This is a genomic window from Dyadobacter sp. SRI_021 (assembly GCF_057586235.1).
Genome location: NZ_JBYCZM010000001.1, coordinates 522,918 through 549,325 on the forward strand (window position 1 = coordinate 522,918; position 26,408 = coordinate 549,325).

Genomic DNA, 26,408 nt, shown 5'->3' on the forward strand with positions numbered 1-26,408 from the left:
CTCAGGCCCAGGTAATTTTTTCTTCGATGGTGCTATTACGGCGTACCGGCGTTTCGGGTGCGTTGTGGTAGCCGAGGTAATAGAGGCCGAGGCATTTCTGTCCTTCGGGCAGGCCAAGGTACTCGCCCAACTCTTTCAATACCGCGGGGCTGCTCCAATACGAGCCGATACCATAAGCCGTGGCTGTAAGCCACATATTTTGTACTGCGCAAGCCACCGCTGCGGTTTCTTCCCATTCGGGCAGGTCGTTCGGGTGGAGCTGCGCATTGATCGCGATCACGCAGGCCGATTTCAGGATCTTTTCGCCAGCAGCCTCGTAACGCGCCTGCGAGAAAGATTCCGCGGGCGTATTGTTGCGGTAACGCTCCATGAAAAAGCTGGCCAGATGCTGCAATTTTTCCTGTCCTCTGAACACGATGAAACGCCACGGCTCGGTACGCTTGTGGGTAGGCGCATAGTTGGCGTTTTCAAGAATATTCTCAATGATCTCCTGCGGAATCTCTTTCTGGATGTAGTTCGGTGGGAAAATAGCCCGGCGTGTGCGGATGATATGGTTAATGGTTTCTACTGTCTGTTCCATTACTGATTGTTTTACTACTCGGATTTGGTCAAGCAGCAAAACTAACGATTATACCCAAAATTTACCCAGAACTCGTGCTACTTTGCCGTTAAACCATTATTTTCAGCCTCCTCTTTGGCAAAACCCGTAATTTGGCCGGCCAAAATCAACACCAATCAAACCTGAAATCGCATGCTTGTTACTACTACCCCGAATATCGAAGGTAAAAGAATCACTAAGTATATCGGACTGGTGAATGGTGAAGCCATTATCGGGGCCAACTTCTTCAAAGACTTTCTTGCAGGCGTACGCGACGTTGTAGGCGGGCGCTCGGGCTCGTACGAGCAAGGGTTGCGCGAGGCCAAAAGCATTGCCATCCGTGAAATGATGGAGCAGGCCCAGCGACTGGGTGCCAATGCGGTGATCGGCGTAGATATTGACCTCGAAACGATTGGAAACAGCAGCTCGATGCTCATGGTGAGCGCCAACGGCACTGCGGTGTGCTATGAGTAATGGCTGAGGCCGCTTGCTATGCACCGCGCCCATAGCAAGCGGCAAGCGGTTCTTAGAATACGCCGCGAGCGATCTGTGACACGTTGTCGGATTTGCCCATCGTATAAAAATGCAACACAGGCACGCCGTAAGCCAGCAGCTCCTTGCATTGCTGAATGCCCCATTCGATACCTACCTGGCGCACTTCCTTGTCGTTGGCGCATTTTTCCACTTCTTTTACCAGATCCTGCGGGAATTCCAGGTGGAAAATGTCCGCCAGGACGGTCAGTTGTTTCCGGGTCGATAGTGGTTTCAAACCAGGAATGATGGGAACAGTAATTCCTTCGGCCCGGCAGCGTTCTACAAAACTGAAATACTTCTGGTTATCGAAGAACATTTGCGTTACGATATAATTAGCGCCCAGCTCGATCTTCTTTTTCAAGGCCGCGAAATCCGAATCGAACGATGCCGCATCGAAATGCTTTTCGGGGTAGCCGGCTACGCCAATGCAGAAGTCGGTAGGCGACATTTCAGTCTCCGCGTGGAGCAGGATTCCCTTGTTCATATTATCTACCTGTGTAACGAGCTCCGAAGCGTAGGTATGCCCACCAGGCTTCGGCCGGAAAACACCCGCCGACTTCTCGGGGTCGCCACGGAGCACCAGTACGTTATCGATGCCCAGGTAATGCAGGTCGATGAGCACATCTTCGGTCTCGTCTTTCGTGAAGCCTCCGCAAATCACATGGGGCACTGCATCTACCTTGAAGCGTTCCATCAGGCGGGCACAAATGCCGACGGTGCCAGGGCGTTTGCGGATCGGGATTCGCTCGATGCTGCCGTCCGGACCCACCCTGTCGATCAGCTCTTCTCGATGATACGTCACATCTACAAATGGAGGATTGAACTCCATTAAAGGTTCAATAGAATTCAGCAGCTCATTGATATTCTGACCTTTCAGCGGGGGAATGATTTCGATAGAAAATAGGGTCTTTCCCTCCGCGCGGCGAATGTACTCGGTAACTTTGGTCATCTGGAAATGATGTGGTGTGTTGTAAACGAGTACAAAGAAAGCAAAAAAAATGGCCTACCGCATTACAGTAGGCCATTCCACGTAAACCCTCCTCTATCAGTGTTCGTCAAAAATGTTAATTGGGTTGCTGACAGGGCGTCAGTCCCAAAGCAACAATTTGCTTGACTGAATACTAATAACTAAAATTCTGTGCCAAATTAGGAAAGAAAGCGTTTACGAACAATTTATATCAAACTTTTTTTATGCAAATGTAGATTAGTTACTACAATTTTCTCCAAATATCCTGTTTCAACCCGGTTTTAACACATTTTGCGGTTACATGCAGTGTTTACTATTTCAACACTTTTGGGAAACGATTCCCCAAAAGGTTACACATTTTGTAACTTCTACTGATTTGGCCTCGTCATTTCAATATGTTCGATCTCATCTTCGAGGTAGACCTCTCCTGACTGCCTGAAACCGAACGATTCATAGAACCTTTTGAGGTACAGCTGCGCGCCGATCCGGATCGGGACGTTGCCATACAACGCTTCCAGTTTTTGAATTGAAACATTGAGCAACTCCACACCGTACCCTGCCCCGCGTCCCTTCCGGGAGACGACGATCCGCCCGATCGCCGGATATTCGTACGACAGACCGGGTGGAACTATGCGCGAGAAGGCCATGAGCTCGCCGTCGCGGTAACCTGAAAGGTGATGGCTGCGCTGATCTTTGTTGTCCGCATCGAGATAACAGCAACGTTGTTCGAGTACGAAAACCTCGCTGCGTAGTCGTAGTATGCCGTAGAGCTCGGTTGTAGTCAGTTCGTCGAATGTTTGAAAGCGCCAGTCGAGTTGATAATCCATGAAAATTGGGGATGAAAGAATTTATTTTACCTGATATTGACCGTTTTTATAAATTTGCGGCACAATTGACAATACCAAGGTACCAACATTAAAATAACTAATAATACATTATAAGTATGGGAAGGGCTTTTGAATACAGAAAGGCGCGGATGTTCAAGCGGTGGGACAAGATGGCCAAGACTTTCACCCGGATTGGCAAGGAAATCGTTCTTGCGGTGAAAAACGGGACTGCCGATCCGGCCACCAATTCTAAACTCCGGGTGCTGCTGCAAAACGCCAAAGCGGTGAACATGCCCAAAGAAACAGTTGAAAGGGCAATTAAACGTGCCACCTCGAAGGATCAGGAGGATTACAAAGAAATGGTGTACGAAGGTTATGGCCCGCACGGGATTGCGATCCTCGTGGAAAGTACCACCGACAACCCCACCCGCACCGTTGCGAACGTAAGGAGCTACTTCAACAAACTGGGAGGCAGCCTTGGCACCATGGGCATGCTCGACTTCATCTTCGACCGCAAATGCATCTTCAAAATCAAGAACACCGGCAAGGATATCGAAGAGCTCGAATTTGAACTGATCGACGTAGGCGGAGAAGAGGTGTTCCTTGACGAAGAGACCAATCTGATCAACGTTTATGGAGAGTTCCCTGCTTTCGGTGCATTACAGCACTATTTCGAGGAAAATGGCTACGAAATCGTCGAAGCGGACTTCGAGCGCATTCCGAATGATACCAAGACATTGAGCGACGAGCAGGTTGCAGAAGTCGAGAAATTGATCGAGAAAATTGAAGAGGATGACGATGTAGTGCGCGTTTACCACAATATGGCTTAATGCAGCGCCACGATCCGGTGTTGCGTCTTCATAAATTCAAAAAAAGTCCCGGGCTCTTTGCCTAACAGCGAAGCGCCAACGGGCGACGAAGATGAGACTGCTATCACGGTCTCATTTTCTATTTTAACAGCCCCGAGGCTCACCGCGATAAAGAACCAGCCGGCAGTCGTTTCTAACAGCGATCCCAAAGCGCTGCCGGTAGGCGCCTCACCTTCACCGATCTTTTCGAGGATCAGCCGTTCCTGTCGCGCCTGCTCGTACTGGCGCGCGTGCATGTTGCGATCGAGCTGGCCCATCGAGCGCGAGGTTTCATATTTATCCCCCATCGAGCTTTTCCCCTGATCGTTCGCCGATTCCTGCGCCGCTTCCATCGCAGCCCACGCTACCTGCATGCGCTCATCGAGGAGTGATTTCACATGAGCGATCACCTTTGCTTTATCCATTTCCAAAAAGTAGTTGCGGCCGGCGAAAGTTGCCGGAAGATTGCAAATATAATGAGGTACCGGGCTATTTCCCCTGTTCATCGCTCCGGCTCCAGTTTTGAATCCGACAAAATTGCGCCCGGATTTTCGCATTGACCGCTTCCTTATTATCTTTGCCAAACTTTCTTGAATACAAACAATGACACAACTTTCGGTCCGGCACTTACTTGGAATCAAAAACCTGAACGAGAACGACATTCAAACTATCTTAGATACAGCGACTCAGTTCAAAGAAGTCATTAACCGGCCCATCAAGAAAGTCCCCTCCCTTCGCGACATTACCATTGCCAACGTTTTTTTCGAAAATTCCACCCGCACCAGGCTTTCTTTTGAGTTGGCGGAAAAAAGGCTTTCTGCCGATGTGGTCAATTTTTCGGCTTCCGGCAGTTCTGTTAAAAAAGGAGAAACATTGCTCGACACGGTCAATAATATCCTCGCCATGAAGGTGGATATGATCGTAATGCGTCACAGCAGTCCGGGCGCACCGCATTACCTCTCGACTCGCATCCCTGCGAACGTCGTGAACGCAGGCGACGGAACGCACGAGCACCCGACACAGGCATTGCTCGATGCGTTTTCAATGCGTGAAAAACTGGGTGACCTGGCCGGCAAAAAAATTGCGATCATCGGCGACATTACGCACTCGCGCGTAGCATTGTCAAACATATTCTGTCTGCAAAAGCTGGGCGCAGAAGTAATGGTATGCGGCCCTTCAACCTTGATACCTAAGCATTTGGGAGAGCTGGGCGTGAAGATCGGGCATAATGTAAAAGAGGCACTGCAGTGGTGCGACGTGGCCAACGTGCTGCGTATACAGCTGGAACGGCAGCAGATCAAATACTTCCCGTCGCTGCGTGAGTATTCGTTGTATTACGGCATTAATAAAGCCATGCTCGATGAACTGGGCAAGGAAATCGTGCTCATGCACCCCGGCCCTATTAATCGCGGCGTAGAACTTTCTTCCGATGCGGCGGATTCACAACATTCCATTATTCTGAACCAGGTAGAAAACGGGGTGGCTGTGAGAATGGCCGTACTTTACCTGCTGGCGCAGCAATAATCAGCACCTTACTTCTTTTCGTTTCCGTCCAAGAAGACCTTTGTCCCACACTTTCTGAATATAATCGGGCGAATAAGGGACTTTGCATTCGGTATTGCCCATATTGACTTTCACTTTCCCAATCCTTTTGCCCACTTCCATTGCTTTCTCCGCCAAGGGCGCGTAATACGAACCCACAGCGATCACGAAGCCATTCATAACGTACCGAACCTGGTTTAGTGCCGTGTGTATTTCTCGCTCCACGCGATCGAGCAGCTGGTCAATTTCTTGTTGATCGAGCTGATCGTCCGGTGTCAATGCCAGAATATATCCCCAGGTCGCCCATCCGGCATCCGCGGTGAGCTCACGGTCGGATTCGATCCATTTTCGGGCCATTTCAAATTTGTAGGGGCTTTCAGCGGCATTCCAGGCCACGGTGTACTCGCTGATCATATGCCATGAAGCACCTTTGATCCATTCGTCGAGCACCTCCGGGGTCATCAATGCAGGTTTCGACATCAGTCCTGCTAGGTACATCGCCTCGGAATTACCAGTCTTGAACAATTCAAGCGCCAGTTCGTGGTTATTTTTATGCCTTTTAAGGATGGGTTTCATGTCTCCTATCCGCACACCGTAGATGGGCTCTGCCGCGCCATGGTTCCGCATCGTTTTGAGTGTTTGCTCCGTGGCCAGCATGGCTAGCTCGTTCATGATTTCCTTCACCTGCTCCATTTCCCGGCGATTTGTTTTTCATTCAAAATATAATGTTTTTAAAGAAAAATTTACTTTTCATCCCATTCTAAAAATACATCCATCATGACTTACAACGAAGGCATGCTGCGCGACGGCGCGCTCGAAAACAGGACAATCATCGTCACCGGAGGCGGCACCGGGCTCGGAAAATCGATGGCAGCTTACTTCCTCCGCCTCGGCGCAAATGTGGTCATTTGCAGCAGGAAAGAAGACGTTCTCCAAAAAACAGCATCAGAACTTGGCCAGAGCATAGGCGGCAAGATTCTATACGTTGCATGCGATGTAAGAAAGACCGAGCAAATCGAAAATGTTATCTCGAAAGCCGTTGAAGCATTCGGGCAGGTAAATGGATTAGTTAATAACTCCGCAGGGAATTTCATTAGCCCCACGGAACGACTCTCCTACAAAGCCGTCGACACGGTCGTCGACATTGTACTGCGCGGCACCTACTACTTCACCCTGGCTTTGGGCAAGTACTGGATTCAAAACCATACCAAAGGCTCGGTCCTCAATATCGTAACCACCTACGCCACTACCGGCTCGGGCTGGGTAGTCCCCTCGGCCATGGCCAAGGCAGGCGTACTCACAATGACCAAGTCGCTCGCATTCGAATGGGGACGGCATGGCATACGCCTCAATGCGATCGCGCCCGGCCCGTTTCCGACAAAGGGAGCCTGGGACCGCCTGTTTCCGGAGGAACTCGCCACGAAATTCGCATTCGAAAACCGCATTCCCCTCGCGCGCACGGGCGAACACCAGGAACTGGCTAATCTCGCCGCCTATCTGATTTCGGATTTTTCAGCCTATATGACCGGCGAAGTCATCACACTCGACGGCGGCGAAGTACTCACCGGCGGCCAATTCAATTTCTTGAAAGAAATCACTGACAGTCAATGGGATGCCATTGAGGAACAGATCAAATCGGCCACCCGCGGCAGTAAGAGTCCGGAATAAAAATTTTATTACCGTTTTATTGGGTAATTTTGCCCGTTCATTCGTTATTTGACAAACGATGAATACACGTACATGAGAACAAATCTTCGCTTTTGTATCCATATAATGTCTGTTTTGGTGATGGCTGGTTGCGCATCATCGAATAAGCCTATGAAGCAGATTCCCGAGGCGCAGGTACGGCCGACGGAGCAACAGCAGGCACCGGCACCGGTGAACGAGGAACTCACCCTGGTGGCCATTCAAAGCAAATATTTGTTGAAAGACACGACGCAGGCGTCTGTTTTCCTGTATGTGGATGCTTTCAAAGGGAAAAATCCGATCAGCGTCGCAGATTTTGTAAAGCTGTATAATCTCAATTACGTCATTTATTCCGATTACGGAACACGCGAACGGCTTGGCTATGGCAATGTGAAACTCGATTCGACGAACGTTTCCCGCATGGGCGACAAGATCGTGATTTCCTATGAACTTAAAAGCCCCAACCGCGACTACGGCGTATTGCTTAGCGAAATCAGTCAGACCGGGACGCTGAAAAAGGTACTGAACGACCTCACGATCCGCTTCAAAAAGCTGGCCGTAAACCAGACATATGGCGTCTACCTGGGCAACTCCACTCAGCCACTGCAAAGGCACTATGTAAGTTCCAATGAACAGTTTACGATCAGGAAAGCAGGAGAAAGTGCCGATCAGCTGCACGTTTATTACTACAATCACGAGTTCGAGCCGGCGGGGTCACCGATGAATATCGCGCCGAAAACCGGCAACAAATCACTCGAAGTGGACAGTACCTTCACGATCCTTGCCAATCAGCCCTTGCAATTCGCGAAGGAAGGTCTTTACAATATTTTCGCAGACACCACCCAGTCGGAAGGCCTTGGTATCCTGGTGGTAAATGAGCGTTTTCCGAAGATTACCCGCCCTCAGTTGCTCCTTGGCCCATTACTTTATATGAGTACCAATAACGAGATCAACGAGATCAAGAAGGCGGAGGATTACAAAAAGGCTTTGGATAAATACTGGCTGACGCTCATGAATGGTAACGCACCGCTTGCTCAGCAATCGATCCGCTCGTTCTATGGGCGCGTCGAAGAAGCCAACCAGCTTTTCACCACCTACAAAGAAGGCTGGAAAACCGATAAAGGAATGATTTACATCATATTGGGCCCGCCGGACAAAGTGCAGCGCAGTAAAGACCGGGAGGTGTGGACGTACGATCACAGAGGCAATGCGCAAAACGTCAATTTTACATTTAACAGAAGAAACAATCAATTTGTGGATGATCATTATGAACTGGTTCGCTATGCCGAATACCAGCCGATTTGGTATCCAGTAGTAGAAGCATGGAGAAACGGAAGTATACGGTAAGAAAACCAGCCCCCAGACAGTCCCAGGCCGATATGGTTTTTGGTACGCAGTCGGTACTTGAAACCCTTCGCTCGGGCAAAGAAATCGAACGGTTATTTATTCAGCGCGAATTCGGGCTCGCGGAGATTGAAAAACTCGCCAAAGAACTAGGTGTTCCCTACCAGCGTGTGCCGGTTGAAAAATTGAACCGGGTAACCCGCAAAAACCACCAGGGTGTCATCGCATTTGTGTCACCCATTCAATACATGCCGTTGCACAATGTGCTTACGCAAGTGTATGAGGATGGCAAAACCCCGCTCCTGCTCCTGCTCGACCGCGTTACCGACGTCCGCAACTTTGGTGCGATCGCGCGTACAGCGGAATGTGCAGGTGTGCAGGCGATCATCGTTCCCACCAAAGGCGGTGCGCAAATCAATGCGGATGCGATGAAAACATCCTCCGGTGCATTGAACTTCCTGCCCATTTGCCGCGAGCCTAATCTCTACGAAACGCTGACTTACCTTCGCAACAGCGGTTTACAGATCATCGCTTGTACGGAAAAAACAGACAAATCGCTCTACGATATCGATTTCACCGTTCCTACGGTAATCATCATGGGCTCGGAGGAAGATGGTATTTCCAAAGAGTTCATCGACCTCGCCGATAGCGGTGCGAGAATCCCGCTTGCCGGACAGGTAGAGTCGCTGAACGTGTCCGTTGCGAGTTCTATCATTCTCTATGAAGCTGTGAGGCAACGGATAAAATAATATGGAAAAAAGGCAAGTCTCGCGACTTGCCTTTTTTAGTGCTCCTGCTTAAAACTCTTCATAATCCAGCCGCCACCGACCACATCATCGCCTTCATAAAAAACAGCGGCTTGTCCAGGGGCTATACCATTCACGCCATCGTGAAAGCGGGCCACTATTTGATCCGGGCCGGTCTGTTCGATGATTGCCGGCGTACCGTCATGTTTGTAGCGTACTTTGGTGACGGTTTCCAGCGGTTTTTCGATCGACGCGTATTTTTGCAAGTTTAATTTACTCACATTCATACCGTCGCGGAAAAGATCGGGCATGTCGCCGAGCACTACTTCGTTGGTGTCTTTTCTAATTTCAGTCACAAAAACGGGGCGACCTAACGCGATACCAAGCCCTTTGCGTTGACCGACGGTGTAGAATGGGTAACCTTCGTGTTTACCTACCACGGTACCATCCGCGTAGATGAAATTACCACCTGCCACTTCGGCTTCCAGCCCGGGAATGCGCCTTTTCAGGAAACCGCGGTAGTCGTTATCCGGAACGAAGCAGATTTCATAGCTTTCAGATTTATTCACCAGATCAATAAACCCTCTTTCGCGCGCCATCTCACGGATTTCAGTTTTATGCAAATAGCCTAACGGCAGCTTGGTACGGGCAAGGCTTTCCTGCGACACGCCCCAAAGCACATAGCTCTGATCTTTCCAGGCATCAATACCTTTGGACACATAATGGCGACCGTTGTTGAACTGCATATTGGCATAATGCCCGGTAGCAATGAACTCGCAATCGAGCCTGTCGGCGCGACGCAGCAATGCATCCCATTTGATGTGCGTATTGCAAAGCACGCACGGGTTGGGTGTACGGCCTTCGAGGTATTCACCTGTGAAATGGTCGATCACATAATCGCCAAACTCGGCGCGGATATCGAGAATATAATGCGGGAAACCCAGTTCCACTGCGATATTGCGCGCGTCGTTGATGGAATCCAGCGAACAACAGCCGGTTTCTTTCTTGGTACCGCCACTGCTGGCATAGTCCCAGGTTTTCATGGTCATACCAATGACCTCATAACCTTGTTCGTGGAGAAGGACAGCTGCGAGCGAGCTGTCGATGCCGCCGCTCATAGCGACAAGAATGCGTCCGTGTTTACTCATGGTAGTAACCTGGCGAAGGTTGAATGCCTTCCGATTTTAATAGTTTTGAAAAGGGAGCAACAGAACTATTCGGCCAATTGTTCCAAAATGCAAAGATAAGACATAAAACGGATCATCCCGATCTATTTGTTCTTTACAACGACTTTAAAGGATTCCTCGCCAACTTTCAGCATGTAAAGGTCGTCGGGCAGATGACTTACGTCTAACTTCTCCAATGGCAACACCGCCGATTCCATTACCACAAATCCGTGCCTGTTAATCAAGGCAAAATTCCTGTTGAGACCTTTCTGGTCGATATGCAAATATCCCCGGGCAGGATTAGGATAGACCTTCGTCAAGTTGGAAGCAGACTTAACCACGATTATTTTAGAATAATGAGAAGCACCGTCCCAATCGATCTGTTTCAGGCGGTAGTAGGCCGTTCCCTGGGTACCCATGTCCGTAAAAATGTAATCCTTGTTGCTCTTCGAATCTCCCGAGCCAGCTACGAAACCGATCTCCTCGAAAGCAATTGCATTGATGCTGCGTTCGATAGCAAAGCCCTTATTACCGGCTTCCCAGCTTGTACGCCACAGCAACTTGTTCCCCTCCGGCGAAACCATTCCAGTGAAAGAAATTAACTCCACCGGAAATACAACCAAACACCCTGGCGACGACAAAATCGCTTGCCTAGTATTACAGGCTGCCGCATTGTTTTGCAGGTTGGCCGCTCCGTTTTGACTCAGCCACATACAAACACTTTTTACGCCACAATTTTGCAGCGCACCAGAACCCGTGATAGCTATTCCTTTGGATAATTTTACATTTTCAAGTCCTTCCAAACTAGTCATCACCGACATATTCAGCAAATTGAGTGTACCCAGTTTCTTGACTTTCTCCAACCCCTTAAAATTTTCAACTGACGGAGTATTCAACTCAATTGTGCCGATGCTATCCAGCGAATCGAATCCGTCGAAGGAAGTATTGTATGCATACGGAGCAGGATAATTACCTTGCATGAAGATTTTGCCGATCACTTTGACGGACCCCAAACCCCTGAAATCGTGCAGGGGAGTCCTGATGTACAACGTATGTCCGATTGTATCGAGAGCCGTCAGACCTAGCAGGCTTTTGACCCCTCCGTCCGTCACTTGAAGGGTTTCGACCTTTTTTAATGCACTTAAACCGGTAAGATCTTGCAGTTGCGGGTTATTGCTCATGGCTATCCGCCCGATGTAGGTAATATGCGAAAGCCCGTTCAGATTTGTGACGTTCGTGCCATGCATGTCGATTCCGTTCAACTCGGTGCATCCCGGGTATTTGGCTGCCAGATTATCAACATCCGCCTGGCTGGTCAGGCTCACGCTAGGATACCCGCATGGCTGAGCAAATAGCCAACGAGCTGGCAAAAGCACTAATAGCACAAAGAGGAAACGTGTTTTCATCAGTTCAGGATTTAGGTGGCAACACTTTTACTCTAAGTTACAAACTTATCCTAAAACAAGAGCTATTTGTAACTTTCACGCAATCACCATCCTGATCACATTCTTAATATTCAATTCAATAATCTCCGTCATGGTCTCGCATTTGTGGTAATGGGCATCGGAATAATGCGCTGCAAGACTTTCGCGTAGCTGATGAATGTTATCAGCGGTTGATATTTTGTCCTTGATACACACGTCGCGCAGATCGCGAAGACGATAACGCTCTGCTTTGGCCTGGTACATGATCGACGACTGCTCTTCCTGCTGATATTGCACCACCGTTTTGTCGGTCAGGTGTTCCATAGCGAGTTGCACATAGGGCAGATTTTCTTTAAAAAACTGCGGCATATATACTTTCAGATTGCCTTCGTAAAACTGCTGGTCGAAGTCGATAGCGCGCAGGCGGAACTGGAAATCGTCGAAGTCCGGGGTAATCTGCATGACAAAGTTGTAGGAGCGCATATCGCCCAGCAGCGTGATTTTGCAGCGCTCATTGAACTTCACAAATTCCTTCGCGATCCGGATCGGGTTGTAGTCGGGATCGCGCATACGCGTACGGGCAAATTCGTCGCCTGGAATACCCGCAATATGCTCCTCGATCAGCGTCTCGCCGTCGACGATGTAGTTAACCTGGTTGGGGGAGAAGATTTCTTCCAGTTCCAGCCCGTAGATGCGGGAAGAATCGGCTTTTTTGACGTAGAAATAATCGTAAATATCATTCAGCCGGTTCACGATTTTAATGCGGAACGGGTTGGAGTTGCCAAACTTGCAATAATCGATGCGATCGATGTATTTGTGTTCTACAATGCGCAAGTTGCCCGAAGCTTTGAGCATTGCATACACCTTTTTCAGCCCGGCATGCAAGCGTTCTAGTTCGTGCGGCGGATACAGCGGGCTTTCCCAAAGCGTATCCTTCCCGTTTTTATCGATGACCGGAAACGATTCGTAGAAATTCAGCAGATCGTGGTAAGCCACCGGCAGCCGGGCGTCGCGCTGGTAAAAACGCAGGTATTTGCGCAGCTCGGAACTCACCGGATAAATCGGTTTTTTCTTTAATATTTTAACATCACCCATTTCCATACAAGGAAGTTACGCATATTTGACCGATTAAAACCATTGACCTGACCCAATGAGCTTATATGGATTGGTAATTTGCGGCGGTGAAAGCACGAGGATGGGGACGGACAAAAGTCTGCTGGTGTATTATAAAAAGCCTCAGCACGAACACGTTGCCGATTTGCTCGCATCCCTATGTGAGCGCGTGATCCTCTGCTGCAATACGGAACAATACAAAACATTCCGAACTTCCTACCCAAAACTGTCTGACCTTCCGAAATACGGTGGCGCCGGCCCCATGAGCGGATTGCTCACAGCATTTGAGACATTTCCGGGAAATGACTTCCTCGTGGCAGGCTGCGACTATCCTTACCTGACGACCGACGAGCTGGCCAATTTTCTGCATAATACTGATAAGGATTTGCCCGCCGCGGCCTTTTATAATGCAAGCGGATTTTACGAGCCGCTGCTCGGATGGTACTCGCGATCGGCTGGCAATGCATTGCGTGAGACTTTTGAAAACGGCTCGCGCTCGTTGCAGCATTTTCTAATAGCGGAAAATGCAGGGAAATACCGGCCATTGTCGGAAAAAACAATGCTAAGCGTAGACACGACGGCTGATTTCCAAGCCATAAAACGGGCACTCGAAGCGGAAAATGACTTTTAAAATGGAGACCAGTTCAATAACCAGCCATAAAATCGTCCGCATAAACGGACATACCGCCGAAGAGCTCGACGACCAGCTCGCCGTGGAAGAGCCGCTTGAAATACAGATTGCCTTTCAGTCGGAAGGGCGAAAAGAGCGCAAAAACATTTCGGTAACAATGCGGACACCAGGAAACGATCCTGAACTTGCGGCCGGATTTCTGTTCACGGAGGGCATTATCCATTCCAAAAGCCAGATCGACGGCATTGCGCATTCACCTTTCGACGAAAATCGGGTGGTAGTAACTTTCTCCGCCGGTTTCGAGCCAAAATTAGGTTCACTGGAACGTAACTTCTACACGACGTCCAGCTGCGGCGTTTGCGGCAAGGCGAGTATCGATGCGATCAAAACACGTTCGGCTTACGTGAATGCAAATGAAGGTTTGATTGTGAAAAAAGAGCTGCTATACCGGCTCGTGGAGCAGATCGTTCAGCATCAGAATACATTTGAAACCACCGGCGGGTTGCATGCTTCGGCGCTTTTCGATATTTCAGGGCAATTTTTGATGCTGCGCGAAGACGTAGGGAGACATAATGCACTGGATAAACTCATCGGCGCAGCATTACTGGCGGAGCAACTTGCACTCGACAAACACATTCTCCTTCTCAGCGGCCGGGCGAGTTTTGAACTTATTCAAAAAGCCGCCATGGCGGGAATTCAAATGGCGGCGGCGATAGGAGCCCCTTCGAGCCTGGCTGTGCAATTGGCAGAAGAAAGTGGCATTACGCTGGTAGGGTTTCTGAAAAAAGACAAATTCAACATTTACACCGGCCATCACCGGATCCAATGACTATGAAAATCCGCATTCACGGAAACTCCGTACGTTTCAGGCTTTCGAAAACGGAAGTTGCCAGACTTGAAAATGAAGGGTACCTCCAAGAAACGACCGACTTCGGCCCGGCGCAATTTAGTTATGCCGTGCAAAAATCGGCGATAAGCGAGCTGCAAGCGCGATTTGAAGATAACAAAATCACCCTGGAAGTGCCGGAGAAGCTCCTTACCGGCTGGGCTGCGAACAATACCGTCGGGTTTGAGGGGAATAAGCCGCTGGCCGATGGCAGTTCCTTACTCATGCTGATTGAAAAAGATTTCAAATGCCTGGACAACGTCAATGAAGACCAGTCCGACAACTACGACAATCCCAAAACTTGCTGAAAAATGTCCGAAAACCCACTTCCGATACCGGGCGCTGAAAACCCGGAAAAACTGACCGGTTTGAAACAAGGCCCGATCAAAAAAGTGGCCGCAGGCATTCCCGCGGTGGTTTCCGCATTGGAAATGACCATTAGCGAAGCCGGTTTTGAACGAGGGATGAAAGCGCTTTTCAATCTCAATCAGAAAGGCGGCTTCGATTGCCCCAGTTGCGCCTGGCCCGACCCCGACGACGAGCGCTCCGGCATTGCCGAATATTGCGAGAATGGCGCCAGGGCCGTAGCAGAAGAAGCTACCGCTAAAAAACTGACCGCGGAGTTCTTCTCGCAGCATTCCGTGCAGGAGTTGGGTAAACTTTCGGACTACGAGATAGGCGGCAAAGGCCGCATTGCCGAGCCGATGTTCCTGCCCCCAGGCGGCACGCATTACCAGCCCATCACCTGGAATGCTGCATTTGAAAAAATAGGAACCGAACTGAACCGCCTCGCCTCGCCCGACGAAGCGGTATTTTACACCTCCGGCCGTACCAGCAATGAAGCCGCATTCCTGTACCAGCTTTTTGTACGGGAGTACGGCACCAATAACCTGCCCGATTGCAGCAATATGTGCCACGAGAGCAGTGGCACGGCATTAGGCGAGTCGCTGGGCATCGGTAAAGGCTCCGTGACCCTGAACGACTTTTACCAGGCCGAGGTGATCATGATCCTCGGGCAGAACCCGGGTACCAATCACCCGCGGATGCTCACCGCATTGCAAAAAGCCAAGGCCAACGGCGCGAAGATCATCTCCATTAATCCGTTGCCCGAAACCGGCCTGATGGGTTTCAACAATCCGCAAACTGTGGTGGGTGTGCTGGGTTACAAACCGGGGCTGACCGATATTTTCCTTCAAGTGAAGATCAATGGCGACATGGCCTTGCTCAAAGCCATTGAAGTACTTTTGCTGGAAGCGGAACAAAAGGCCCCAGGCAGCGTTTTTGACCAGCATTTTATCCACGAAAACACACAGGGCTACGCCGATTTCCTGCAAGACTTGAAACAGTATGACGCTGCAGAACTCGCCGCGCAGGCGGGCGTACCTTATACACAGGTGCAGGAGGTTGCGCGCGTGCTCGCAGGAAAAAGCAAGATCATCGCCTGCTGGGCAATGGGGCTGACGCAGCATAAGAATGCAGTGGCGACTATTAAGGAAGTCGTGAATTTATTGTTGCTGAAAGGCAGCATCGGTAAACCCGGCGCAGGGACATGCCCAGTGCGCGGGCATAGTAATGTACAGGGTGACCGTACGATGGGCATTTTCGAGCGCCCTGGCGCCAAGCTGCTGGATGCGATCGAGCACAACTTCCATTTCGCTCCGCCTCGGAAACACGGTTATGATGTGGTGGAATGCATTAAGGCCATGCATGCCGGCGAAGCGAAAGTGTTTTTTGCGATGGGCGGCAATTTCCTCTCTGCCACGCCCGACACGCGTTTCACCGCAGAAGCCTTGCAGAAATGCAAACTGACTGTCCACGTATCTACCAAACTGAACCGTAGCCACCTCGTTCACGGTCAGGAAGCATTGATACTACCTTGTCTCGGCCGGAGCGACAAGGATATGCGTAACGGAGAGAACCGCTTTGTATCGTGCGAAAATTCGATGGGCGTGATCCAATCGTCGCGGGGCGTGCTTCAACCTGTTTCGGAACATCTCCTGAGTGAGCCGGAAATCGTGTGCAGGCTTGCGAAAGCCACACTGGGCGAGCGCAGCAAAGTAAGCTGGGATAAATATATAGAAGACTACGACCTCATCCGCACCGACATTGAGCGTACCATTCCGGGTTTTGCGGATTATAACGAACGGGTACGGCAACCCGGCGGCTTCTATTTGCCCAACTGCAACCGCGCCGGTGACTTCGACACCCCTAGCCGCAAAGCGCATTTCCACATTGCGGCGCCAGAAAAACAGCATTTGAAAGAAGGCGAGCTCATGATGATGACCATTCGCAGCCACGACCAGTTCAATACCACCGTGTACGGCCTGAACGACCGCTACCGGGGCATTTATAACGAGCGGCGTGTGATCCTGATGAATGCAAAGGATATGCGGGACCGCAACCTGAAAAACGGCGATCTGGTGGATTTGCACAACGATCATGGCGGCGTAGCGCGAGTAGCTCATAAATTTGTGGTCGTGGAATACCCGATTCCCGAGCAGTGCACAGCCACATACTTCCCCGAAACGAACGTACTGGTACCCATCACGAGCGTCGCGGAAAAGAGCAATACGCCTACGTCTAAAATGGTGGTTCTAACGGTTACACCGCACCAGGGTTTTTAGGATAACTTAATATTGACCTAACAGACACCCGCCCAAGTTGCCGTAATTTCGCCGCTGTTTGACCGAATGGGGGTAAAATGCGCGAAAAAGTGTCTTTTTAAAGAAGTTTAAATTGAATACAATGAAAAAAGGATTTTTAATGCTTGCAATCGGGCTGATGAGCCTGGTGTCGATGGATGGTATGTCTCAAAAGAAAAACAAGGTGATCGCACACCGCGGTGCCTGGAAAAATACCGGTGCTACTGAAAACTCGATCGGCGCATTGGAACACGCGATTAAGCTGGGCTGCTATGGCAGCGAGTTCGATGTGCATATGTCGGCTGACTCGGTTCTGTACGTGCTGCACGACCATTCCATTCAGGGAACCAATATCGAAACGACTAATTCGGCCGAGCTTTCGAAGATCAAACTGGCTAACGGCGAGTCGCTGCCGACTCTGGAGGCCTATCTGAAGGCGGGTGGCAAGCAGAAAAAGACGCGTTTGATCCTGGAAATCAAAACTTCCAAAATCAGCAAGGAACGCTCATTGGCATTAGCTGCGAAATGCGTGGAATTGGTAAAGAAAATGAAGGTGGAGAAAATCACCGACTACATTGCATTCGACTGGGATGTGTGCCTGAAGGTGAAGCAACTCGCCCCGAAAGCACACGTGGAATACCTGAACGGCGACAAAACGCCTGACGAAATCCAGGCTGCCGGCCTCGACGGGATCGACTACCATTTCAGCGTTTTGAAAAAACATGAGGATTACATTCCCGCCATGCGCCAGAAAAAACTTACTACCAACGTGTGGACAGTCAATAGCGAAGCAGATTTGAAGTACTTCCTCGAAAAAGATGCTGATTACATCACTACCAACGAGCCTGAGCTGTTGCTAAGCCTTTCGAAGTAATTTTTGAAATATATTAAAAGCGAAACTCCCGATCGGTAACCGGTCGGGAGTTTCGCTTTTTGTATTTATATATAATGCTTGAAATCCTGAATGCCTCAACGAATGCGCGCCATTTGCAACTGCCCGTTGGTTTCCTGCCATGCGCGGATCACTTGTGTAAGCTGCTTATATTCGATCAGGAAGCCGTCATGGCCATAAAGCGAATCGATCTCCTGAAATGCGGCGTCGGGAATATGCCGGGCCAGGAACTGCTGCTCCGAAAGCGGGAATAGTAAATCGGATTTGATACCCAGTACCAGCGTTTTCGCCTTCACGAGCCCGAGCGCATGTACGATCCCCCCGCGATTGCGGCCTACATTATGCGAGTCCATGATCTTGGATAGCGCCCAGTACGAGAATGCATTGAAACGTTTCACAAACTTGTCGCCCTGGTACTGCTGGTATGACGACGCCCTGAAATCATCTATCTGATCCGGATTATCGCGGGCTTGCGTAAAGTTGTAGGTATCATAATTGCGGTAAGAGAGCAATGCGATTGACCGGGCCGCACGCATACCCATAGCGCCGGCTTCCGGGCTATCTTCGGCATAGGTCGGATCCGCCTGGATCGCCATCCGCTGTGATTCGTTGAACGCGATACCCCACGGCGAATGCAATGCATTGGAAGCGATCAGGATCAGTTCTTCAAACAAATCCGGCTTTTCAACGGCCCATTCCAGTGCCTGCTGGCCGCCCAGCGAGCCCCCAATGCAGATCTTAATCTTGCTTATCGCCAGCTCCTGACGTAAAAGGTCAAGCGTTCCCACCACGTCCCGGACGGTAAGCGTGGGAAAACTATGGTAATAAGGCTGGTTTGTCCTCGGATTGATCGACAGCGGCCCCGTAGATCCGTAAGCTGACCCGATCACGTTCACACAAACAATGAAATGCTGGTCCGGATTGAAATATTTACCCTCTCCTACCAGTCCGTCCCACCAGTCGTGGGCATTGGAGCTGCCGGTGAGCGCGTGGCAAATCCAGACGATATTCGTGTCGTTGGCGTTTCGTTCTCCGTAAGTAGTGTATGCGAGTTCAAATCCTGGCAGTTCACCCCCCATTTCGAGGGCGTAGGGATAAGGGTACTTAAATGTCTTCTGGTCCGCTTGCATAAGAGCCACAGCACGTGGTTAAATTCAACACATGGTAAAATCGACATCCGAAATAATTCATTTCGGATGTAGCTGCGAGACTAAAGCCAATCGGCTTACGGAAATTTCTAACTGTAAGAGCACACGAATTGATTTTATATCTCCTAATAAACTTAGGTGGGAATTAGCACCTTTCTCCGTCGCGGTAGCAGGTTGCCAGAGGTTCATAGAGCCCATTCTCTCGCCTCTTCTTTATAAATCAACCGCCGCATAAGGGAAGCAATTGATTGATGGTGCAATATTAAGCCCGGATGCCTGAAAATACAAGCAAATACAAAAATTCTGTCCTTTCGCGAGGCCCGCTCGTGCCGCTGCGGCTTATCTTTGCCGGTCAACCATTTTTAGTAGAATGAGAATCTTTTTTCACAGTCTGCTGCTCGTTTTCGGCGCTGCACAGGCATTCGGACAATCTGTTTCACCCTCACCGGAAAACATCCGCAAACACATTTCGTACCTGGCCTCCGACAAAATGAAGGGCCGGGGCACAGGAAGTAAAGAGAATGAGAAAGCCGCGAAGTATGTGGCGAAACAATTCAAAAAATACCACCTTTTACCCAAAGGAACCGAAGGTTATTACCAGCCTTTTACAGCCAAAATCAGGCGCGTGGTGGTGCCCGACAGCATCCGCGAGGCAGGAAATGTGATTGGATTTCTCGACAACGGGGCTCCCTATACCATCGTCATAGGTGCTCATTTCGACCACCTCGGCCTGGGCCGCCAGGGAAGCTCCAAGGCCGAAAAGCCAGAAGGACAGATTCACAACGGAGCCGATGATAACGCATCGGGGGTGGCCGGACTGCTAGAACTGGCGCGGTATTTTTCGGGAAATGATAAAAAGGAACCCTATAACTTCCTTTTTATCGCATTCGGGGCAGAAGAACTGGGGCTTGTGGGCTCCCGTTTCTTTGTGAACAACCCGACATTGCCGTTGGCCGATATCAACTTCATGTCGAACATGGATATGATCGGTCGATACGACCCGAACCGGGGCGTCGGCATTGGCGGGTACGGCACCAGCGCCGAATGGCCTGCGATTTTCAAGGATGTGAAAAGCGATACAAAGTTTTTTACGGATAATGCGGGAAGCGGCGGCTCGGACCACGGTTCATTTTACGCCAAGCAAGTCCCGGTGTTGTTCTTCCATACCGGCGGCCACGACGATTATCACAAGCCGACCGATGATGCGGAAAAGATCGATGCCAATGCCGAAGCCGGTATTCTGGGTATTCAAATTAAACTCATTGAGAATGCGATGTTATTACCAAAACTTAAATTCACAGAAGTCAAGTAAGTTATTGTCCACCATTCGGGGGAGAACCCCTAAAATCAGTTTGTTTTGTACGGTTTTGTTGCTCCATCATTCACTTACGGCCAGGCACACATCTCTCCCGAAGAGTTGTACGGAACGCTATTCCGTGACGTGCAATGCAGCCACATTTTTTCCGATTCAAAAACTTTCGCCGATGCAATCCCGCTGGAAGACCCGGTACTGATCATAGAGCGGTACCACCAGGAAAAAGACCGCCCGGGCTTTGATATGGAAACATTCGTCCGGGGGTATTTCAGAATGCCGGCCCAAATTGCGTCGGGATTCGTTTCGGACAAGAATGACTCAGTTTCCGAACATGTTGATAAGCTCTGGTCGATACTTACGCGCCAGCCCGAAAACCAGGAACGGGGCGGGTCGCTCATCCCCCTGCCCCACCCTTACGTGGTGCCGGGGGGACGTTTCAGGGAAATATATTATTGGGACAGCTACTTTACGATGCTGGGGCTCAAAGAATCGGGACGCGTGGAGTTGATCCGGAATATGCTCAATAACTTCGCCTATCTGATCGACACGCTGGGTTTCATCCCCACCGCCAATCGGACCTATTACCTGAGCCGCTCCCAGCCCCCATTTTTTTCATTAATGGTGAAACTGTTTAGTGAAATGGAAGGCAAAAAGGTCTTGAAAAAGTACCTGCCACAGTTGCAAAAGGAGTACGACTACTGGATGGATGGCTGCTTGGAGCCTTGCGAGCCTTTCACAGCTCACCGGCGCCTCGTTTATCTCCCCGACGGCGTGCTACTGAACCGCTATTGGGACGACAAGGCCACTCCGCGCCCGGAATCGTACAGCGAAGACACAGAGCTGGCCCGGGAAGCGAACGAGAAGTACGGCACGCCCCCCGAAGAGCTCTACCGCCATATCCGGGCCGCCGCGGAATCGGGATGGGATTTCAGCAGCCGGTGGTTTGCCAACGAAACCGATTTTGCATCGATCCACACGACGGACATACTGCCCCTCGACCTGAACTGTCTGCTTTACCACCTCGAAAAAACCATCGCGGAAGCGTATTTGCTTTGTGACAACCGACGAATGCACTTGCTCTACGAGGAAAAGGCACGGCAGCGGAGCATCGCTATTCAGACCTATTTCTGGGATGAATCCAGGAATTACTACATGGATTATGATTTCCGGAAAAGGGATTTCTCTAAAGCTATCACCATTGCGGGCGCATTCCCCCTGTTTTTCAAGCTCGCGCCTAAGCCGCACTCCCATTATGTGCGTGCATACATAAGGCTCAATTTCCTCAAATCGGGCGGATTGCTGACTACTATGGTGCGAACAGGGCAGCAATGGGACGCCCCCAATGGCTGGGCCCCGCTGCAATGGATCGTCTACAAGGGATTGCGCAATTACAATTTTCACCGGACCGCCAACGAGCTCAGCGACGAATGGCTGGGACTGATCGAGAAGGAGTTCAGGCATTCGGGTAAGATGCTCGAAAAGTACAATGTATCGGACACCAACCTGATCGCCGGAGGAGGTGAATATGAAATTCAGGAAGGGTTTGGCTGGACCAACGCCGTCTATCTCCGAATGAAAAACCGTAAGTGATAGTCGTATTTTCGACGAAATACGCTTTGATTTCTTATCCGTTTCCAATAAATTATATTAAAAATTGGGAAGAAAATCTTCCCGTAGCGGATATTTTTAATACCTTGCTGTTATCAAGCCCATTTGACTTCATGAAACTTCCTATATACCAAATCGATGCTTTTACTGACAAGTTGTTTGGTGGAAACCCTGCCGCAGTAGTTCCTCTGGAGCAATGGCTGCCGGAAGAAACGATGCTCGCCATCGCCGCCGAAAACAACCTCGCCGAAACCGCGTTCTATGTCCCGACTGAAAATGGCTTCCATATCCGCTGGTTCACACCGACGGTGGAAGTGGATCTCTGCGGACACGCAACACTCGCCGCAGCATACGTCATTTTCAATGTCCAGAAATACGAAGGGCAATCCATCAGCTTTGATTCGCGAAGCGGCGTACTGACCGTCGATTGCAAGGAAGATTGGCTTACATTGAATTTCCCTGTGGACCAATACCACATTGCCGTACCGCCTCCGGGACTCGTTGAAAGCCTGAAAAACACGACGCTACTGGAAGTTTACAAAGGCAAAACTGACTACCTGGTTGTGCTCGAATCGGAAGCCGTGGTAAGAGATCTTGATTTTGACATTATCATCCTGTCGACCATCCCGGCACGCGGCGTCATCGTAACTGCCGCTGGCGACGAGGTGGACTTCGTCTCCCGGTTCTTCGCACCGCAATCGGGCATTGACGAGGATCCTGTAACCGGTTCCGCGCATACCACTTTGATTCCCTACTGGGCCGACAAGCTTTCCAAAACACAACTGAATGCGCGCCAGCTATCGCGCCGGGGCGGCTTTCTGAAATGTGAATTGCAGGGCGAACGCGTTTACATCGGCGGCCAGGCGAAGTTGTATCTCAAAGGTGAAATTCTGGTAGACTAGGCGTCCCCGACTAGGCGCCCCCGACTGGGCGTCCCCACTAGCTCCTTTTATTTCCCGCAAATTTCGTGCGTTGCCCGGCATACAAGCCAGTAACCACCAGCACCGTACCAACAACGGTGTATAGCGTCACTGGCTCGCCCATAAGCCACCAGGCGAAGAAAAACCCGAAAAGCGGGCAAAGGAATAACCAGAGCGAGGCTTTCACAGTATCGATCCGGAGCAGGTAAAACCAGCATATCAATCCCACGATTGAAACTGCAAGGCTAAGCCACAGTACCGAGCCCCAAAAGACGGGGTCCCACCGGGTAGCACCAAAATCGGCCATACCCAATGTGAATGGTGATAGGAAAACTCCACCGAGAAAAACCTGCCAGCCATTAATGAGTAAATTAGGCAACTCCCATTTTACAGTGGCGTAGTAAACGCTCGCAGCCGATACAGCCACCATGCTGATAAGCAGCAATGTGATGCCTCCGATGGTGGTGTAACTATCGGCCAGCAACGGGTAAGTTGCTACCGCCACGCCTCCCATTCCCAAAATTATCCCCGCCCATTCTTCCGCTTTCGGCTTTCTCTTCAACCACCACGACGATAACAGCACGATAATCAGCGGATTCGTAGACACGGCCAGACTGCCGATACCCGCTGCGGTATACTTCATCGCATACACGTACAGGCCCAGGTAAAGCGTTGTATTCAGGAACCCAAACAGTGCAAGTTGCTGCCATTCTTTTTTCGTGGGCAGCCGGTAGGCTTTATCTTTGATGAACACGTAGGAAAATGATAGCAGCAAGATACCAGCTATAAAGAACCGAACGTTTGCCAGTATCAAAGGAGCCGCCGATTGCACACCAAACTTCGTTGCCACGGAGGCCGACGACCAGAGAATGGAAAAGAGAAGACCGATACCGATGTTTTTCACACGCAGGAATAATAACGATCCAAAATTACAAGTTGTACTTCGGCTTCCGCCCCCACTTTTTATATTTTTGGGTATGATTAACAAAAAAAATGCGCTGCGGGCGGTGCTGATGGTCCTGCTTTGTGCCCCGGCGCTGCATGTTCACGCCCAGAACCAGTGGACTTACGACTTCAACAACGGCTTCCTGCCCATTGAAAATGGTGGCCCGGCATTAAAACCGCTGGGGCGTCCCGGGCAAATCATCAAAGAACAGATTCCCGGCTCCGATGACCTTTCAAGGTCTATTTATGTTTTTGAGAAAAACAGTGGCCTCCAATTCAACAGCGGGGAAGCGAAGGGATTTCTGAATAAATCATTCACGGTAGAGATCTATTTCAAACTCGATTCGCTCGATATCTGGAAACGCGTACTCGATTTCAAGAACCGCAAGAGCGACTATGGCACCTATATTTATCATGGCAAACTCAATTTTTTCAATTTTGCCATGAGTGAAAAGGCCGCGGTACGCGCGAAGCAGTGGGTACATTATGTGTACTCGCGCGACTATGAGACGAAAGTTATCCGAATGTATATCAATGGCATTCTTAAACTGGATTTCAAGGATCCGGGTACCGAAGGAGTGCTCGACGCCGACCAGGTACTGAATATCTTCCAGGACGACCTCATCGCCGGCAACGAATCCAGCTCAGGAACCGTGGCGCTGATCCGCATTTACGACCGGGTGATGACACCGGTATTTGTGCGCAGGAGTTACCAGTCGATCGCCAAAACATTTAAAGAGCCGGTCGCGAAAAAAGAGGAACCTAAAGAAGAACCCAAACCGACGCAAGAAAAGCCCGAACCCATCCGAAACAAGAATCTCGCAATGGTGACAGGGCGCGTTTACGACGGCGGCAATCTGAAACCCGTCAACGACGCGGAGGTACACGTGCGCAAATCGGCCAACGATTCCCTGGTGGCGCATACCAGAACCGTCGACGGCGTTTACAACGTGGAATTACCCCCGCACCAGACATACCGCATTACCGCACAGGCCGACGGTTTTCAGTCTAAAAGTGTGATCATCCGCACCAACAACCGATTCGAGGAAGTGAAGGCGCTGATGAATATGACCCCAGAGACGCACTCCACGCCACTTTCGACACTCTATTTCAGCCAGGGAACCGAGGTCCTGGAAGACAGCGCCCTCGCCGATCTCGACTCTATCGTAAACTATTTCCAAAAGCGGCAGGATTTGCGGCTGGTACTGAAAGGGCATACCGACAACACGGGAAGTTTCGAAAAGAACCTCGAACTCTCCAACAAGCGCGTGGAAACCGTGAAAGCCTATCTGATCGGCAAGGGTATTATCGCCAGCAGGATCGAGGGTTCGGGCTATGGGTCGGCGCAACCGAACCAGGTCAATCGGACCGAGGCAACGAAAAAATCAAACAGAAGGGTGGAAGTTTGGGCAGAGCCGGTAAAAAGATAAAGCCATCTCATGGAGATGGCTTTATACTGACTATTCCTAAACCCTTAACCTTTTCTTATCTTTTATATCTTTTATATCTTTTAGCTTCTCAGCTGTTTGTCCTTTTCTTGTTAACGTCGGGTTCCCCGATCGCTCCATTGTTTTTGTAAAGCAAGAAATACTATCAATAATACTCCAATTTTTCTTCTTTACAAAATTCAGAGAACTTAACCAATATACGCTATTAATTATTCTCCAGATCTGACGAAATCTTGCTGTTTCGCCCTTTTTATTCCTCTTCGGCACACCTTATTTCGCCGGATTGCTACCCTGAAATTCCATTGTTATGCAAAGATAACAGCATTTCAATTGGCTTCCTTGATTTATTCTATTTCACTTCCGCCTTATTGCACTACAAATGTCGGGATTAATTTTGAAATTACAAATTGAATAAAAACCGCCAATCAAAATATTCTTTGGAATTTTATCGCAATCTCGACACTTCAAAACCTATTTTATATTAACAATCAGCAATTAACTTTTATTAAATTTTGAAAAAACAACCAAAAACCAAATAAATACAATTCTTGAAATATTTATATTTTCTTTAAAAAGTACAATCATTGGTTATAATTGTTCATTGTCGATTGTATCCCCAAAGTGCAAAACGATGTAACCATATCGCCTGCTCTGTCCAAAATGATCGGTAGCTCCGCCATTTCCTCATTGGAAAAAGGTTTTAACACGTAATCTACTTGCCTACCACGCGGAAAATTATTTCCGATCCCGAAACGCAGTCTGGGGTATTCTGTGGTGCCCAATAATTCCTCAATATTCTTCAAACCGTTGTGCCCACCGTGACTGCCTTTAGGCTTGATCCGCAAAGTACCGAAGGGCAATTGCAGCTCATCCACAATGGTTAACGTATTTTCCGCAGCCACTTTGTACTGGTCCATATAATACCGGATCGACTTTCCACTTAAATTCATATAAGTAGTAGGCTTTATAAAATAAATATGCCTGCCCTTGTATTTCCATTCTGCCACGAAAGCCAGTTTTTCAAAAGAAAACTTAAAACCGTGCTGTGCGGCGAGGCGGTCGAGCACCATAAAACCGGCATTATGCCGGGTAAAAGCATACTCCGGACCAATATTCCCCAGCCCGGCAATCAGATATTTCATTGAATAAAAGTTTTAATTTCGTCTTAGAGCACTTTA

Annotated in this window: 26 protein-coding genes and 1 riboswitch; of the genes, 15 read left to right on the forward strand and 11 right to left on the reverse strand. The window is 49.7% G+C overall.

Annotated features, from left to right (window positions below; all coding sequences use genetic code 11):
- Nucleotide 1: 1 nt before the first annotated feature.
- Nucleotides 2-580, reverse strand: coding sequence for a nitroreductase family protein (locus AC2YIT_RS02040; protein ID WP_430842937.1), 579 nt, complete (start codon nt 578-580; stop codon nt 2-4).
- 171 nt (nt 581-751) lie between these two features.
- Here AC2YIT_RS02040 and AC2YIT_RS02045 point away from each other — a divergent pair, with 171 nt between their 5' ends.
- Nucleotides 752-1,072: a heavy metal-binding domain-containing protein gene (locus tag AC2YIT_RS02045; RefSeq protein WP_430842935.1), complete on the forward strand. Its 321-nt coding sequence runs from the start codon at nt 752-754 to the stop codon at nt 1,070-1,072.
- Nucleotides 1,073-1,124: 52 nt separating this feature from the next.
- Here AC2YIT_RS02045 and metF read toward each other — a convergent pair whose 3' ends face one another.
- Together metF and AC2YIT_RS02055 are read right to left on the reverse strand one after the other, a co-directional pair.
- Nucleotides 1,125-2,081, reverse strand: a complete 957-nt coding sequence (gene metF / locus AC2YIT_RS02050) for a methylenetetrahydrofolate reductase [NAD(P)H] (RefSeq protein WP_487278085.1) — start codon at nt 2,079-2,081, stop codon at nt 1,125-1,127.
- A 386-nt stretch (nt 2,082-2,467) separates the two neighbouring features.
- A complete protein-coding gene (locus tag AC2YIT_RS02055; RefSeq protein ID WP_487278086.1) occupies nt 2,468-2,926 on the reverse strand; it encodes a GNAT family N-acetyltransferase in 459 nt (152 codons plus the stop codon).
- A 116-nt stretch (nt 2,927-3,042) separates the two neighbouring features.
- Between AC2YIT_RS02055 and AC2YIT_RS02060 the strand changes: the two genes are divergently transcribed.
- Nucleotides 3,043-3,756, forward strand: coding sequence for a YebC/PmpR family DNA-binding transcriptional regulator (locus tag AC2YIT_RS02060; protein WP_430842929.1), 714 nt, complete (start codon nt 3,043-3,045; stop codon nt 3,754-3,756).
- Here the strand turns inward: AC2YIT_RS02060 and AC2YIT_RS02065 are convergent.
- Nucleotides 3,753-4,199, reverse strand: a complete 447-nt coding sequence (locus AC2YIT_RS02065; protein ID WP_487278087.1) for a transcription elongation factor — start codon at nt 4,197-4,199, stop codon at nt 3,753-3,755. The genes AC2YIT_RS02060 and AC2YIT_RS02065 overlap by 4 nt on opposite strands.
- Nucleotides 4,200-4,377: 178 nt before the next feature.
- Here AC2YIT_RS02065 and AC2YIT_RS02070 point away from each other — a divergent pair, with 178 nt between their 5' ends.
- The gene (locus AC2YIT_RS02070) at nt 4,378-5,298 is read left to right on the forward strand and encodes an aspartate carbamoyltransferase catalytic subunit (protein ID WP_487278088.1); all 921 of its coding nucleotides are present in this window, start codon (nt 4,378-4,380) and stop codon (nt 5,296-5,298) included.
- Here AC2YIT_RS02070 and AC2YIT_RS02075 read toward each other — a convergent pair whose 3' ends face one another.
- On the reverse strand, nt 5,299-6,009 hold the full coding sequence (locus AC2YIT_RS02075) for a DNA alkylation repair protein (RefSeq protein WP_430842925.1): 711 nt from the start codon (nt 6,007-6,009) through the stop codon (nt 5,299-5,301). It abuts the gene before it with no gap.
- 84 nt (nt 6,010-6,093) lie between these two features.
- On the opposite strand from AC2YIT_RS02075, the gene AC2YIT_RS02080 reads away from it, so the two are divergent.
- The 3 genes from AC2YIT_RS02080 (at nt 6,094) to rlmB (ending at nt 9,095) form a co-directional block, all read left to right on the forward strand.
- The gene (locus AC2YIT_RS02080) at nt 6,094-6,984 is read left to right on the forward strand and encodes an SDR family oxidoreductase (protein ID WP_487278089.1); all 891 of its coding nucleotides are present in this window, start codon (nt 6,094-6,096) and stop codon (nt 6,982-6,984) included.
- Between the two features lie 150 nt (nt 6,985-7,134).
- The gene (locus AC2YIT_RS02085; RefSeq protein WP_487278090.1) at nt 7,135-8,349 is read left to right on the forward strand and encodes a GWxTD domain-containing protein; all 1,215 of its coding nucleotides are present in this window, start codon (nt 7,135-7,137) and stop codon (nt 8,347-8,349) included.
- Nucleotides 8,325-9,095: a 23S rRNA (guanosine(2251)-2'-O)-methyltransferase RlmB gene (rlmB, locus tag AC2YIT_RS02090; RefSeq protein ID WP_487278091.1), complete on the forward strand. Its 771-nt coding sequence runs from the start codon at nt 8,325-8,327 to the stop codon at nt 9,093-9,095. Before AC2YIT_RS02085 ends, rlmB begins: the two co-directional genes overlap by 25 nt.
- A 35-nt stretch (nt 9,096-9,130) precedes the next feature.
- Here the strand turns inward: rlmB and mnmA are convergent, their stop codons facing one another.
- The 3 genes from mnmA to AC2YIT_RS02105 all read right to left on the reverse strand — a co-directional run bounded on the left by mnmA (nt 9,131) and on the right by AC2YIT_RS02105 (nt 12,783).
- Nucleotides 9,131-10,240, reverse strand: coding sequence for a tRNA 2-thiouridine(34) synthase MnmA (mnmA, locus tag AC2YIT_RS02095; RefSeq protein WP_487278092.1), 1,110 nt, complete (start codon nt 10,238-10,240; stop codon nt 9,131-9,133).
- Nucleotides 10,241-10,362: 122 nt separating this feature from the next.
- On the reverse strand, nt 10,363-11,664 hold the full coding sequence (locus tag AC2YIT_RS02100; protein ID WP_430842913.1) for a T9SS type A sorting domain-containing protein: 1,302 nt from the start codon (nt 11,662-11,664) through the stop codon (nt 10,363-10,365).
- A gap of 75 nt (nt 11,665-11,739) precedes the next feature.
- Complete coding sequence (locus tag AC2YIT_RS02105; RefSeq protein WP_430842911.1) at nt 11,740-12,783, reverse strand: hypothetical protein; 1,044 nt, start codon at nt 12,781-12,783, stop codon at nt 11,740-11,742.
- Nucleotides 12,784-12,832: 49 nt separating this feature from the next.
- On the opposite strand from AC2YIT_RS02105, the gene mobA reads away from it, so the two are divergent.
- The 5 genes from mobA to AC2YIT_RS02130 all read left to right on the forward strand — a co-directional run bounded on the left by mobA (nt 12,833) and on the right by AC2YIT_RS02130 (nt 17,828).
- Nucleotides 12,833-13,426 (forward strand): molybdenum cofactor guanylyltransferase, encoded by a 594-nt coding sequence (gene mobA, locus AC2YIT_RS02110; protein ID WP_430842909.1) that lies wholly within the window; start codon nt 12,833-12,835, stop codon nt 13,424-13,426.
- 1 nt (nt 13,427) lies between these two features.
- Nucleotides 13,428-14,255: a formate dehydrogenase accessory sulfurtransferase FdhD gene (gene fdhD / locus AC2YIT_RS02115; protein WP_430842907.1), complete on the forward strand. Its 828-nt coding sequence runs from the start codon at nt 13,428-13,430 to the stop codon at nt 14,253-14,255.
- Nucleotides 14,256-14,257: 2 nt separating this feature from the next.
- The gene (locus AC2YIT_RS02120; RefSeq protein WP_430842905.1) at nt 14,258-14,620 is read left to right on the forward strand and encodes a DUF7009 family protein; all 363 of its coding nucleotides are present in this window, start codon (nt 14,258-14,260) and stop codon (nt 14,618-14,620) included.
- A gap of 3 nt (nt 14,621-14,623) precedes the next feature.
- Nucleotides 14,624-16,936, forward strand: a complete 2,313-nt coding sequence (locus AC2YIT_RS02125) for an FdhF/YdeP family oxidoreductase (protein ID WP_430842903.1) — start codon at nt 14,624-14,626, stop codon at nt 16,934-16,936.
- 121 nt (nt 16,937-17,057) lie between these two features.
- On the forward strand, nt 17,058-17,828 hold the full coding sequence (locus tag AC2YIT_RS02130; protein WP_430842901.1) for a glycerophosphodiester phosphodiesterase: 771 nt from the start codon (nt 17,058-17,060) through the stop codon (nt 17,826-17,828).
- A gap of 95 nt (nt 17,829-17,923) precedes the next feature.
- On the opposite strand, the gene AC2YIT_RS02135 is transcribed toward AC2YIT_RS02130, so the two are convergent.
- Entirely contained in the window at nt 17,924-18,976 is a 1,053-nt protein-coding gene (locus AC2YIT_RS02135; protein WP_430843799.1) for a homoserine O-acetyltransferase family protein, read from the reverse strand.
- A 131-nt stretch (nt 18,977-19,107) separates the two neighbouring features.
- Nucleotides 19,108-19,216, reverse strand: a riboswitch (SAM riboswitch).
- Nucleotides 19,217-19,364: 148 nt separating this feature from the next.
- On the opposite strand from AC2YIT_RS02135, the gene AC2YIT_RS02140 reads away from it, so the two are divergent.
- The 3 genes from AC2YIT_RS02140 to AC2YIT_RS02150 all read left to right on the forward strand — a co-directional run bounded on the left by AC2YIT_RS02140 (nt 19,365) and on the right by AC2YIT_RS02150 (nt 22,819).
- Nucleotides 19,365-20,306: a M20/M25/M40 family metallo-hydrolase gene (locus tag AC2YIT_RS02140; protein WP_487278093.1), complete on the forward strand. Its 942-nt coding sequence runs from the start codon at nt 19,365-19,367 to the stop codon at nt 20,304-20,306.
- A 45-nt stretch (nt 20,307-20,351) separates the two neighbouring features.
- Nucleotides 20,352-21,899, forward strand: coding sequence for an alpha,alpha-trehalase TreA (gene treA, locus AC2YIT_RS02145; RefSeq protein ID WP_487278094.1), 1,548 nt, complete (start codon nt 20,352-20,354; stop codon nt 21,897-21,899).
- Nucleotides 21,900-22,030: 131 nt separating this feature from the next.
- The gene (locus AC2YIT_RS02150; protein WP_487278095.1) at nt 22,031-22,819 is read left to right on the forward strand and encodes a PhzF family phenazine biosynthesis protein; all 789 of its coding nucleotides are present in this window, start codon (nt 22,031-22,033) and stop codon (nt 22,817-22,819) included.
- Between the two features lie 37 nt (nt 22,820-22,856).
- Here the strand turns inward: AC2YIT_RS02150 and AC2YIT_RS02155 are convergent, their stop codons facing one another.
- The gene (locus AC2YIT_RS02155) at nt 22,857-23,741 is read right to left on the reverse strand and encodes a DMT family transporter (RefSeq protein WP_430842893.1); all 885 of its coding nucleotides are present in this window, start codon (nt 23,739-23,741) and stop codon (nt 22,857-22,859) included.
- Between the two features lie 73 nt (nt 23,742-23,814).
- Between AC2YIT_RS02155 and AC2YIT_RS02160 the strand changes: the two genes are divergently transcribed.
- On the forward strand, nt 23,815-25,212 hold the full coding sequence (locus AC2YIT_RS02160) for an OmpA family protein (RefSeq protein WP_430842891.1): 1,398 nt from the start codon (nt 23,815-23,817) through the stop codon (nt 25,210-25,212).
- A gap of 599 nt (nt 25,213-25,811) precedes the next feature.
- Here the strand turns inward: AC2YIT_RS02160 and pth are convergent.
- Complete coding sequence (gene pth / locus AC2YIT_RS02165; RefSeq protein ID WP_487278096.1) at nt 25,812-26,372, reverse strand: aminoacyl-tRNA hydrolase; 561 nt, start codon at nt 26,370-26,372, stop codon at nt 25,812-25,814.
- Nucleotides 26,373-26,408: the final 36 nt, after the last annotated feature.

Excerpts from the sequence above, each read along its gene's own strand:
- AC2YIT_RS02040 (WP_430842937.1), bottom strand. The coding sequence starts at position 580 with ATGGAACAGACAGTAGAAACCATTAACCATATCATCCGCACACGCCGG.
- AC2YIT_RS02045 (WP_430842935.1), top strand. The coding sequence starts at position 752 with ATGCTTGTTACTACTACCCCGAATATCGAAGGTAAAAGAATCACTAAG.
- metF (WP_487278085.1), bottom strand. The coding sequence starts at position 2,081 with ATGACCAAAGTTACCGAGTACATTCGCCGCGCGGAGGGAAAGACCCTA.
- AC2YIT_RS02055 (WP_487278086.1), bottom strand. The coding sequence starts at position 2,926 with ATGGATTATCAACTCGACTGGCGCTTTCAAACATTCGACGAACTGACT.
- AC2YIT_RS02060 (WP_430842929.1), top strand. The coding sequence starts at position 3,043 with ATGGGAAGGGCTTTTGAATACAGAAAGGCGCGGATGTTCAAGCGGTGG.
- AC2YIT_RS02065 (WP_487278087.1), bottom strand. The coding sequence starts at position 4,199 with ATGGATAAAGCAAAGGTGATCGCTCATGTGAAATCACTCCTCGATGAG.
- AC2YIT_RS02070 (WP_487278088.1), top strand. The coding sequence starts at position 4,378 with ATGACACAACTTTCGGTCCGGCACTTACTTGGAATCAAAAACCTGAAC.
- AC2YIT_RS02075 (WP_430842925.1), bottom strand. The coding sequence starts at position 6,009 with ATGGAGCAGGTGAAGGAAATCATGAACGAGCTAGCCATGCTGGCCACG.
- AC2YIT_RS02080 (WP_487278089.1), top strand. The coding sequence starts at position 6,094 with ATGACTTACAACGAAGGCATGCTGCGCGACGGCGCGCTCGAAAACAGG.
- AC2YIT_RS02085 (WP_487278090.1), top strand. The coding sequence starts at position 7,135 with ATGAAGCAGATTCCCGAGGCGCAGGTACGGCCGACGGAGCAACAGCAG.
- rlmB (WP_487278091.1), top strand. The coding sequence starts at position 8,325 with ATGGAGAAACGGAAGTATACGGTAAGAAAACCAGCCCCCAGACAGTCC.
- mnmA (WP_487278092.1), bottom strand. The coding sequence starts at position 10,240 with ATGAGTAAACACGGACGCATTCTTGTCGCTATGAGCGGCGGCATCGAC.
- AC2YIT_RS02100 (WP_430842913.1), bottom strand. The coding sequence starts at position 11,664 with ATGAAAACACGTTTCCTCTTTGTGCTATTAGTGCTTTTGCCAGCTCGT.
- AC2YIT_RS02105 (WP_430842911.1), bottom strand. The coding sequence starts at position 12,783 with ATGGAAATGGGTGATGTTAAAATATTAAAGAAAAAACCGATTTATCCG.
- mobA (WP_430842909.1), top strand. The coding sequence starts at position 12,833 with ATGAGCTTATATGGATTGGTAATTTGCGGCGGTGAAAGCACGAGGATG.
- fdhD (WP_430842907.1), top strand. The coding sequence starts at position 13,428 with ATGGAGACCAGTTCAATAACCAGCCATAAAATCGTCCGCATAAACGGA.
- AC2YIT_RS02120 (WP_430842905.1), top strand. The coding sequence starts at position 14,258 with ATGAAAATCCGCATTCACGGAAACTCCGTACGTTTCAGGCTTTCGAAA.
- AC2YIT_RS02125 (WP_430842903.1), top strand. The coding sequence starts at position 14,624 with ATGTCCGAAAACCCACTTCCGATACCGGGCGCTGAAAACCCGGAAAAA.
- AC2YIT_RS02130 (WP_430842901.1), top strand. The coding sequence starts at position 17,058 with ATGAAAAAAGGATTTTTAATGCTTGCAATCGGGCTGATGAGCCTGGTG.
- AC2YIT_RS02135 (WP_430843799.1), bottom strand. The coding sequence starts at position 18,976 with ATGCAAGCGGACCAGAAGACATTTAAGTACCCTTATCCCTACGCCCTC.
- AC2YIT_RS02140 (WP_487278093.1), top strand. The coding sequence starts at position 19,365 with ATGAGAATCTTTTTTCACAGTCTGCTGCTCGTTTTCGGCGCTGCACAG.
- AC2YIT_RS02150 (WP_487278095.1), top strand. The coding sequence starts at position 22,031 with ATGAAACTTCCTATATACCAAATCGATGCTTTTACTGACAAGTTGTTT.
- AC2YIT_RS02160 (WP_430842891.1), top strand. The coding sequence starts at position 23,815 with ATGATTAACAAAAAAAATGCGCTGCGGGCGGTGCTGATGGTCCTGCTT.
- pth (WP_487278096.1), bottom strand. The coding sequence starts at position 26,372 with ATGAAATATCTGATTGCCGGGCTGGGGAATATTGGTCCGGAGTATGCT.